We start from the raw sequence: 9,699 nt of genomic DNA, 5'->3' as shown, positions 1-9,699 counted from the left end.
TGTTGGTGTGGGGGATGATTTTTTTGAGTTGGGTGGGCATTCGTTGTTGGCGACGCAGTTGGTGTCGCGGGTGCGGGAGCGGTTGGGTGTTGAGTTGCCGTTGCGGGTGGTGTTTGAGGGTTCGCGGGTGGGTGAGCTTGCGTTGTGGGTGTCGGGTGGGGGTGGTGGTGTGTTGTCTGGGTTGGGTGTGGTGTCGCGGGGTGGGTTGTTGCCGTTGTCGTTTGCGCAGCAGCGGTTGTGGTTCCTCGACCAGCTCGTACCCGACAATCCCTTCTACAACACGCCTTTCGTGGTGCGGTTGCGTGGTGAGCTCGACGTAGCTGTGCTGGGGCGAGCGTTGACGGAGGTTGTCGCGCGCCACGAGTCGCTGCGCACCACCTTCGAGAGCGTCGACGGGACACCGCGCCAGGTTGTCCACGCGGCGGGTCCGGTGCCGGTCGAGCTCGTCGACGTCTCCACCGCCAGGGACTCCACCGACAGGGACTCCACCGACACTGATCCCGAGGCAGCCGCCCGGATTCTCGTGGCCGACGAGATCGCCCGGCCGTTCGACCTCTCCTCGGGGCCGTTGCTGCGGGTGACCGTGCTGCGTCTCGGCGCCGCGGACCACGTGCTCTGCCTGGTGATGCATCACATCGTGTCCGACGGCTGGTCGATGGGTGTGTTCATGTCGGAGCTGAACGCGCTGTACCGGGCGTTTCTCGCCGACGAGCCTTCGCCGTTGCCGGAGCTGCCGGTGCAGTACGCGGACTTCGCGGTGTGGCAGCGGGAATGGCTCGCGGGTGAGAGGCTGCGCGGCCAGGTCGACTACTGGCGCGACCGGCTCGCCGGTCTGCCGCCGAGTCTGGACCTGCCCGCTGATCGTCCGCGTCCCGCTGCCCCGACCTACGCGGCCCGTTCCGTCGGCATCGAGGTGCCGGCCGATGTCGTGACGCGGTTGCGTGCGGTGAGCCGTGAGCAGGGTGCGACGTTGTTCATGACATTGCTGGCGGCGTTCCAGCTGTTGTTGTCCCGGTACACCGGGAGTACCGACATCGCGGTCGGCTCGCCGATCGCGGGCCGGGTGCGTCCCGAGCTGGAAGGGTTGATCGGGTTCTTCGTGAACACGTTGGTGTTGCGGACCGATGTCTCGGATGGTCCGTCGTTTGTGGAGCTTCTGGGTCGGGTGCGGGAGACCGCGCTGGGTGCGTATGCGAACCAGGACTTGCCGTTCGAGCAGTTGGTGGCGGAGTTGGCGCCGGTTCGTGATCTGAGTCACAACCCGTTGGTGCAGGTCATGTTCCAGCTCATGAACGCGCCGCAGGAGCGGATGGGCCTGGCCGGGACGCGCGGTGAACGGTTCGGCGCGGGTGGTGAGACCATCCGGGTCGACCTCGAATGCAACCTGGTCGAGCACGGCGACGCCCTGATCGGGCACGTGCTCTACAGCGTGGACCTGTTCGACGCGAGCACGGTCCAGCGGCTGGTGGACCACTTCCTGCGGGTGCTGGCCGCCGTCGCCGCCGACCCCGCGGCGCCGATCAACCGGATCGACCTGCTCGGCGAGCGCGAGCGCGTGGCAGTGCTGGAGACGTGGAACGACGCCGCCGCGGTCGACGTCCCGGAGCAGACGCTGCCCCGGATGTTCGAGCGGCAGGTGGAGCGCACGCCGGACGCCCTGGCCGTGCGGTTCGGCCACACCCGGCTCACCTACGCCGAGCTGAACGCCCGCGCCAACCGGCTCGCCCGGCTGCTGATCGCGAAGGGCGCGGGTCCGGACCGGTCGGTCGCCCTCGTGCTCCCGCGTGGCGCCGACGCGGTCGTCGCCATGGTGGCGGTACAGAAGGCCGGCGCCTGCTACGTCCCCATCGACCCGAAACACCCGGCGGAACGGATCGCCTACCTGCTGGACGACGCGCGCCCGGTCTGCGTACTCGTGTCGAGCCCGGTCGAGTTGTCCGAAGTGGCCGTCCCGGTGCTGCCGGTCGGCTCGCTCGACCTCGGCGACGTGACCGACGTGACGGACGTGACCGACGCCGAACGGACCCGCTCGCTGGCCCCGGCCGACCCGGTGTACGTGATCTACACCTCCGGCTCGACCGGCAACCCGAAGGGCGTCGTCGTGCCGCACCGCGCCCTGACCGCGCTCGTGGCCGACCAGGCCCGGCGGTTCGACGTGTCCGGCGGTACGCGGATGCTCCAGTTCGCGTCGCTCAGCTTCGACGCGGCGGCCTGGGAGATCAACCTGGCGCTGTCGTGCGGCGCGACGCTGGCCGTGCCGACCGAGGACGAACGGGAACCGGGGCGGCCGCTGGCGGGTTTCCTCCGCTCGGCCGCGGTGAACATGGTGACCCTGCCGCCGTCGGTGGTCGCCGCGTTCCCGGCCGACACCCGGCTGCCGGACGACCTGGTCCTGATCGTCGCGGGCGAGGCATGCCCGCCGGAACTGGTCGACCGGTGGGCACCGGCACACCGGATGATCAACGCCTACGGTCCGACCGAGGCCACGGTCTGCGTGACGATGAGCGACCCGCTCGTGCCCGGGGTGAAACCGCCGATCGGCCGCCCGCTGGCCAACGTCCGCGCCTACGTGCTGGACGACGCCCTGCGGCCGGTGCCCGTCGGCGTGGCCGGTGAGCTGTACGTGACCGGCGCGACGGTGGCCCGGGGCTATCTCGGGCGTCCGCGACTGACGGCCGAGCGGTACGTGGCGGACCCGTTCGGCCCGGCCGGCTCGCGGCTGTACCGGACCGGTGACCTGGTGCGGTGGACGGCCGACGGGCAACTGGAGTTCCTCGGCCGGGTCGACGACCAGGTGAAGGTCCGCGGGTTCCGGGTCGAACCCGGCGAGGTGGAAGTGGCTCTGCGCGGCCACGGGAAGGTGCGCGACGCCGTGGTGGTGGCGCGCGGCGACGCCCTGGTCGGGTACGTCGTCCCGGAACCGGCGGTGTTGGCCGGCGCGGCGTCGACGGCGGCCCAGCTCGACGAGTGGCGGGTGGTCTTCGACGAGGCCCAGCAGCCCGCGGGCGAACCCGACGACTTCGACACCGCCGGGTGGAAGTCGAGCTACACGGGCGAACCCGTCCCCGCCGACCAGATGCGCGAGTGGGTGGGCAACGCGGTCGACCAGGTCCTCGTCCACCGGCCCCGGCGGGTACTGGAGATCGGTTGCGGCACCGGCCTGCTGACCTGGCGGGTCGCTCCCGAGGTCGAGTCGTACGTCGGCACCGACTTCGCGTCGGTGGCCCTGGGCAACCTCGAACGCGGCCTGCGGGCCCGTGGCGTGCGCAACGTCGAACTGCTGCACCGGGCCGCGGACGACTTCACCGGGTTCGAACCGGGCTCGTTCGACGTCGTGGTGCTCAACTCAGTCGTGCAGTACTTCCCGGACGCCGACTACCTGATGCGCGTGCTGCGCGGTGCGGTGTCGCTGGTCGCGCCGGGTGGCGTTCTGGTCGTCGGCGATGTGCGCAACGCCGCGCTGCTGCACGCACACCATGCCGGCGTGGAGGCCGCGCGCGGCGGCGTCGGCACCGACTTCGCCCGTCGGGTGGCGCGCGCTGCCAGCCACGAGAACGAACTGCTGGTGCATCCCGGCGTGTTCGTGGCGCTGGCCGAGGAGATCCCGGACATCGCGCACGTCGAGGTGTCACCGCTGCGGGGCCGGTTCCCCAACGAGATGGTGAAGTTCCGGTACACGGCCGTGCTGCACGTGGACGCCCGGGGAGAACCGGGCCGGCCGGAACCGGTGGCCGTCGACCGCTGGCACGACTGGGCCGACGAGGGGCTGTCCGCGCGGTGGCTGCGGGACCGCCTCGCGAACGGCGCGGGGTTCAGCGTGCTCGGCGTGCCCAACGCGCGGGTGGCGGCGGAGGTCCGCCGCGCCGGCGGGAGCGCCACCGGGGCCGGCGACGCGGTGGACCCGGACGACGTGCTCGAGTGGGCCGCCGCACACGGACACACCGCCGTCACGAGTTGGGCGGCGGGGCGGCCGGACGGCTCGTTCGACGTGGCGTTCGTGCCGGGCACCGGGGAGCGACCCCGTGTCCGGTTCCCAGCGCGAGCGGTCACGCCGGCAGCAGGCGTGAACGACCCGTCCCGGGGCAGGGCGATCCGCGAGGTGCAACGCACGCTCGCACCGGACCTGCGGGAGCACCTCGGCGGTGTGCTGCCGGGGCACCTGGTGCCCTCGGCGTTCGTCGTGCTCGACGAACTGCCGCTGACCGTCAGCGGCAAGGTGGACCGCCGGGCGCTGCCCACCCCGGAAACCGTCTCCGACCGGGACTTCCTCGCCCCGCGCAACCCGATCGAGGAGACGCTGGCCGGGATCTGGCGGGAGGTGCTCGGCACCGACCGGGTCGGGATCCGGGACGACTTCTTCGACCTCGGCGGGCACTCCCTGCTGGCTACCCGGTTGATCGCGCGGATACAGGACCGCCTCTCGGTGAAGCTGCCGGTGCAGGTGCTGTTCGAACGGCCGACCGTCGCCGCGCTGGCCGCCGCGATCGAGGGCGCCTACCAGCCGGACACGGTGGACATGGCCGCCGAAGCCGTGCTCCCCACCGACATCACGGCCGAACACGCCGAGCCCCCGAGCCCGGCGGAGCCGCGCACGATCCTGCTCACCGGCGCGACCGGCTTCCTGGGCGCGTTCCTGTTGCGGGAACTGCTCGACACCACCGGCGCCGAGGTCCGGTGCCTGGTCCGGGCGGACGGAGAGGCGGCTGCCACCGCTCGGATCCGCGGGAACCTGGAGACCTACGGGCTGTGGGACGAGTCCACGGCGGACCGCGTCGTGGCGGTACCCGGTGACCTGGCGGCGCCGCGGCTCGGCCTCAGCGCGGCGGCGTTCGCGCGGCACAGCCGGGAGGTGGACGTGATCTACCACAACGGGGCCGAGGTCAACGCGGTCGCCGCCTACTCGACGCTCAAACCCGCGAACGTGCTCGGCACCCAGGAGGTCCTCCGGCTGGCGGGCACCACCCGGGTGAAGCCGGTGCACTACGTGTCCACCACCGGCGTCCTGCTGGCCGTGGACGGCAACCCGCCGGTGCTGCCGGAAGAGCGCTGGGTCGTGCCGGGATCCCTGGCCGCCAACGGGTACACGGCGACCAAGTGGGTCGCCGAGGAACTGGTCCGCGCCGCGCACGGGCGGGGCATCCCGGTCGCGATCTACCGGCCGAGCAGGATCAGCGGCGCGGCCACCACCGGCGCGTGCTCCACCAGCGACGGGTTCTGGCAACTGGTCCGCGCCATGCTGGTCCTCGGCACGGCGCCCGAACTGGGCCCGGACGCCACCGTGGACCTGGTCCCGGTCGACCACGTGGCCGGGGCGCTGGCGCACCTGGCGGCTCGCGGGATTCCGGACGGGCGTGCCCACCACCTCACCAACCCGGTGCCGGTGCCGTTCGACGACATCGTCCGACAGCTGCGGGCCGCCGGTCACCCGCTGCGGCCGGTGTCGCTGGCGGAGTGGGTGGCGCAGGTCGAGGACCGGTCCGCCCGGGACGGCGACCTCCTCGCCGCCGCACTGGTCACCGCGATCCTGCCCGGCCTGCGGGCGGTCGGCGGGTTGCGGTTCGACCAGGCCAACACCGAGAACGGGTTGGCGGGGACGACGATCCGCTGCCCGCGCGCCGACCGGGTCCTGCTCGGCACCTACCTCGGCTACTTCACCGCGACCGGCTTCTTCCCGCCGACGCCGACCGGAGAGGAGCCGGCGATGTCCTGACCGGACCCGTCCCGCCCGATACCCCGAAACCAGATTGGTGATCGAAGAACCCATGCCAGCGTTCCCCCTCGACCCGTTCGCCCAGGCGGTCGTCCAGTCGCTCGACGAGCACGGCGCCCGGTCGAAGATCACGGCCGCCGAACTGTTCGCCGCGATCGCGACCCAGCAGCGCAGCCTCGGTGCCCGCCTGCTGGACCGGCTGGCGGCGGTGTCCCCGGGTGCCGGCACGGCGGACGAGGTGGATCGGGGTGACCTGCTGGACCGCGCGCAACGCGAGGCCGAACGGCTCGGCATGGGGTGGAGCGGCTGCGAGCACCTGGTGCTCGGGCTGCTCCGGCTCACCGCGGCCGAGGACACCACCGCGCTGGCGCAGGCCCGCGCGGAGCTCCAGGCGCTGGTCGGCGAGGCGGCCGGGGAAGCCTACGTTCTACTCGAACGGCTCGCCGAGGACGGCCAGGACGGGCCGCCCGCGCTGGTGGTGCTGGCCGGCCTGCCCGGCACCGGGAAGAGCACGCTGGCCGAGCGGCTCGCCATCCGGCTGCGCGCGCCGGCCTTCTCGCTGGACTGGCAGCTCGGCGCGCTCACCCCGTTCGGACTCGTCCGGCCGGACAACGGGGTCCCGCTGGCGGACCACGTGCTCACCGCCTCCGCGGCCCGTCAGCTACAACTCGGGCTGAGTGTGGTGCTGGACACCAGCGGGCACCTGCGGCGCGCCAGGCAACGGTGGGAACAGGTGGCCGTCAGCCTCGGCGCCCGGTTCGTCGGTGTCGAGTGCGTGTGCTCCGACGAGGCCGTGCACCGCGCGCGAGTGGACAACCGCAGTCGAGGCATTCCCGGCTGGCCGAGCTCGGTGTCGTGGGAGCACGTCGGCCGGATGCGGGCCAAGTGGGAGCCATGGGACGAACCGCACCTGGTCGTGGACACCAACGCGCCGCTGGACGAATGCGTGGCACGCGTCGTCCGCGCCGTGAGTTGAGGCGAAAGCTCACCGAAGGAGGGAAAACATGGACGTGCCGCACGGCGCGAGGCGCAGATCGGTGCTGTCGGTGCCGGCCACGGACACCGCGATGATGGCGCGTGGGCTGGTATCGGGGGCGGACACGGTCTTCTTCGACCTCGAGGACTCCGTCCCGGACGGACTGAAGGACCGGGCGAGGGCGAACGCGATCGAGATGGCCCCCGCGAAACCACCGGGGACCAGCCTCGGCATGCGGATCAACGCCTGGTCGACGCGGTGGTGCTACCGCGACCTGGTCGAGGTGTTCGAGGCGGTCGGCGACCACTTCGACTACGTGGTCGTGCCCAAGGCCGACAGCCCGGCGGACGTCACCGGCGTCGCGGGGCTGCTCGGCCAGATCGAGCAGGCGACCGGGCTGGCCGGGCGGACCCTCATCGAGCCGATCATCGAGAGCGGAGCCGGCCTGCTGGCTGTCCGCGACATCATCGCATCGAGCCCACGGGTGTTCTCGGTGGTGTTCGCGCCCGAAGGGCTGGACTTCGCCGCGGACATGCACTTCCTCGACGGCGTGGACATGGACTACCTGAACGCCACCGCGATCGCGCCGCTCGCCGCGGCACGCGCGGCGGGCGTGTCGCTGGTCGACGGCCCGTACGTCGCGCTCTACGACCTGGACGGGCTGCGCCGCACCGCGTCCGCCCGGTTCCGGATGGGGTTCGACGGCAAGTGGGCCATCCACCCCGGGCAGATCCCGGTGCTCAACGAGTGCTTCACCCCACCGGCTGCCCTGGTGTCCAAGGCGGAACGCACCATCGCGGCCTTCGCCGACGCCGCCGGCGCGGGCCGCGGCGCGACCGTCGTCGAGGAAACCATGGTCGACGTCGCGTCCGACCGCGTGGCCAGGGTCACCCTCGGCCGGTCAGCCCGAGTAACCGACGCTGCGGACCCCGTTCCCAGCGGGCAGAGAGGAAGCCAGCCATGACCGTGTCACACCAGAGCCGCTCGGACACCGCCGTGCCGTGGCTGCTCGACGCCAGCGGCGGCGACGACGGCCGGGTGCCGCTGGACGTCGTGCTGGCCGAACGACTCGCCGACGTCCAAGGTGTGCTGCGGGAACACGGTGTGGTCGTCGTGACCGGGTTACGGCCGGTCGACGACGTCGCGGGCGGCACCCTGCGGGACGCCATGTTGGCCATCACCGGCTCGAAGCCGACCCCCTACGCCGAGCAGTCGTCGCCGCGCACGGCGGTGGGGGAGGGCGTGTTCACCGCGACCGACTACCCGGCGCACGCCGAGATCTTCCTGCACAACGAGCTGTCGTACGCCAGGTCGTGGCCGGAGCACCTGTTGTTCTACTGCGGCCAGCCCGCCGAGCGGGGCGGCCAGACCGTGTTCGCCGACTGCGCGCGGGTCCGCCGGGAGATCCCACCGGAGATCCTGGCCGAGTTCGAGGCCAAGGACTGGATGTACGTGCGGAACCTGCGTGGCTCCGCCGGACTGGACTGGCAGCAGGTCTTCCAGACCACCTCGCGGGAGCACGTCGAGGAGTACTGCCGTGCCAACGACATCCGGCTCGAGTGGCGGGACCAGGGGGTGCGGTTGCGTGCGGTGCGGCCGGTGACGCTGGTGACCGGCGATGTGCCGAGGTGGTTCAACCACGTGGCCGCTTTCCACACGTCCACGCTGCCGGACGGACTGGCCCGGTCGCTGCGCAGCATCTACGCCGAGGAGGACATCCCGGTCAACACCTACTTCGGCACCGGCGAGCCGATCCCCGACCGCACGGTGGGCGAGATCCGGGAGGCCTACCAACGGGTCGCGGTGGACGTGGTCTGGCGACGCGGCGACCTCGCCGTCGTCGACAACCGCCGCGTCGCGCACGGCCGGCGCCCGTTCGTCGGCACGCGCAAGGTGTTCGTCGTGCTGGCGGGCGAAGGACGCCGCTGACCATGTCATCTGTGGAGTCTGTTGTGGACATTTCGAAGAGGACGGTGCCCGGGCTGCTCGCCGCTCGGGCCGCCGCACGCGGGGACGCGACCTCGTTGCGGGCGCCCGGTGGACGCCGGGTGTCCTACCGGCGGCTGGCCGAACGGGTCGCCGCCATCGGCGAGCACCTGGCCGGGTTCGACATCGGGCGGACCGACCGGGTGCTGGTGCCCGTCGCCAACACCGTGGACAGCGTCGTCGCGGTGCTCGGCGTGCTGTCGGCCGCCGTCGCGGTGCCGGTGAACCCACGGGTGACCCTGCCCGAGCTGACCGCGCTCGTCGCGAAGACGCGACCGTCACTGGTGCTGGCGCCGGATGCGAACTCGGTCGGCGCCACCGAGTTCATCGACCAGCCGATGGTCCTGCTGGAGAACCTCGACACCGCCGGCCGACCGGCGGACCCGGCCGTTCGGCCGGCGCGGCCCGGCGATCCCGCCGTGCTGATCGGCACCTCCGGCAGCATCGCCTCGCCGAGGCTGGTGGCGCTCACCCACGAGCAGTGGCTGGCCGGCGCACGGCGGCCGGTCGACCTGTTCCAGGTCGACGCGCGGGACCGGGTGCTCAACCTGATGCCGCTGTTCCACAACCACGGCCTCAACGGCGCGGTGCTGGCCACGTTGTGTGCCGGCGGCGAGGTGATGTGTCCGGGCGACACGGACCTGGCCCGGCTGGCCGACTGGCTGACCGAGCTGCGCCCGACGTGGGCCACCGGGGCGCCCACCGTGCACGCCGCGATGCACGACGCGGTCGTGGCGGCCGGTCCTCGGGTGCGGGACGCGGTGCGGCTGCGGTTCGTCCGGTCCGCGTCGGCGCCGCTGCCCGCCGAGCTGAGGACGGGCCTGGAGACGGTGTTCCAGGCGCCGGTGGTGGAGATCTGGGGTCTGACCGAGGCCGCGGGGCAGGTCACCGCGAACGGGCTGGCGGACGGTGAACGGCGGGCGGGCACCGTCGGGCGGGCCTGCCACGGCTTCGAGCTCGCGGTGGTGGACGAGGCCGGTGACCCGGTGCCCGACGGGACGCCGGGCGAGATCATGGTGCGCGGCGG

The 9,699-nt window shown here is 72.3% G+C and carries 5 protein-coding genes and 1 pseudogene; all 6 read left to right on the top strand.

Annotated features, from left to right (window positions below; translation table 11 throughout):
- Window positions 1–7: 7 nt before the first annotated feature.
- A pseudogene (locus tag ACJ73U_RS33035) lies at window positions 8–136 on the top strand (phosphopantetheine-binding protein); the annotation flags it as partial.
- Window positions 137–208: 72 nt separating this feature from the next.
- On the top strand, window positions 209–5,710 hold the full coding sequence (locus ACJ73U_RS33030) for an amino acid adenylation domain-containing protein (protein WP_407781664.1): 5,502 nt from the start codon (window positions 209–211) through the stop codon (window positions 5,708–5,710).
- Between the two features lie 52 nt (window positions 5,711–5,762).
- On the top strand, window positions 5,763–6,686 hold the full coding sequence (locus tag ACJ73U_RS33025; protein WP_407781663.1) for an AAA family ATPase: 924 nt from the start codon (window positions 5,763–5,765) through the stop codon (window positions 6,684–6,686).
- A 28-nt stretch (window positions 6,687–6,714) separates the two neighbouring features.
- A complete protein-coding gene (locus tag ACJ73U_RS33020; RefSeq protein WP_407781662.1) occupies window positions 6,715–7,650 on the top strand; it encodes an HpcH/HpaI aldolase/citrate lyase family protein in 936 nt (311 codons plus the stop codon).
- Window positions 7,647–8,615, top strand: a complete 969-nt coding sequence (locus ACJ73U_RS33015) for a TauD/TfdA family dioxygenase (RefSeq protein WP_407781661.1) — start codon at window positions 7,647–7,649, stop codon at window positions 8,613–8,615. Before ACJ73U_RS33020 ends, ACJ73U_RS33015 begins: the two co-directional genes overlap by 4 nt.
- Before the next feature lie 23 nt (window positions 8,616–8,638).
- A partial coding sequence (locus ACJ73U_RS33010) for a class I adenylate-forming enzyme family protein (protein ID WP_407781660.1) occupies window positions 8,639–9,699 on the top strand: 1,061 nt, incomplete at its 3' end.

Source organism: Actinophytocola sp. (genome assembly GCF_045807065.1).
Classification (GTDB): domain Bacteria; phylum Actinomycetota; class Actinomycetes; order Mycobacteriales; family Pseudonocardiaceae; genus Actinophytocola.
Note: the sequence above shows the minus strand (reverse complement) of the source record. Positions and strands in the feature narration are given on the sequence as shown.